The sequence below is a fragment of the Lentzea flava genome, from assembly GCF_014648475.1.
Taxonomy (GTDB): Bacteria; Actinomycetota; Actinomycetes; order Mycobacteriales; family Pseudonocardiaceae; genus Lentzea; species Lentzea flava.
The window spans coordinates 1-568 of record NZ_BMRE01000178.1; the positions used below are offsets into that span (position 1 = coordinate 1).

2 protein-coding genes are annotated in these 568 nt (G+C 74.8%); both read right to left on the minus strand.

Annotation, left to right across the window (positions count from 1 at the left end):
• The coding region (locus tag IEZ09_RS46040; protein ID WP_229813586.1) for a hypothetical protein at positions 1-341 on the minus strand (341 nt) is incomplete at its 3' end.
• Positions 323-568: hypothetical protein (locus tag IEZ09_RS46045; protein ID WP_229813587.1), on the minus strand; the 246-nt coding region annotated here is incomplete at its 5' end. The genes IEZ09_RS46045 and IEZ09_RS46040, both read right to left, overlap by 19 nt.

A 568-nucleotide genomic window follows, 5' to 3' on the forward strand; every position in this document is an offset into this window, starting at 1 on the left:
GTGACCGTACCCGGCGGCGGCGTGACCGTACCCGGCGGCGGCGTGACCGTACCCGGCGGCGGCGTGACCGTACCGGGCGGCGGCGTGACCGTACCCGGCGGCGGCGTGACCGTACCCGGCGGCGGCGTGACCGTACCGGGCGGCGGCGTGACCGTACCGGGCGGCGGCGTGACCGTACCGGGCGGCGGCGTGACCGTACCGGGCGGCGGCGTGACCGTGCCGGGCGGCGGTGTGACCGTACCCGGCGGCGGCGTGACCGTGCCCGAGGTGAAGGCCTCCTGCCCCTGCACGACAACAGAAGGGACCGACGTGCCCGGCCCCGTCACCCCAAGCCCAGCCACCCCAAGCCCAGCCACCCCAAGCCCAGCCACCCCAGGCGGGGTTTGGCTGCCGGTGCGGTTGCCACCACCACCAACACCACCACCACCGACACCACCACCACCACCAACACCGACACCACCGACACCACCAACACGAACACCACCGACACCGACACCACCACCGCTGCTGCCGCCGCCGGTTGCGCCGGTCTCGTCGCCGGTTTCGTCGCCAGGTTCGGGTGTGCCGG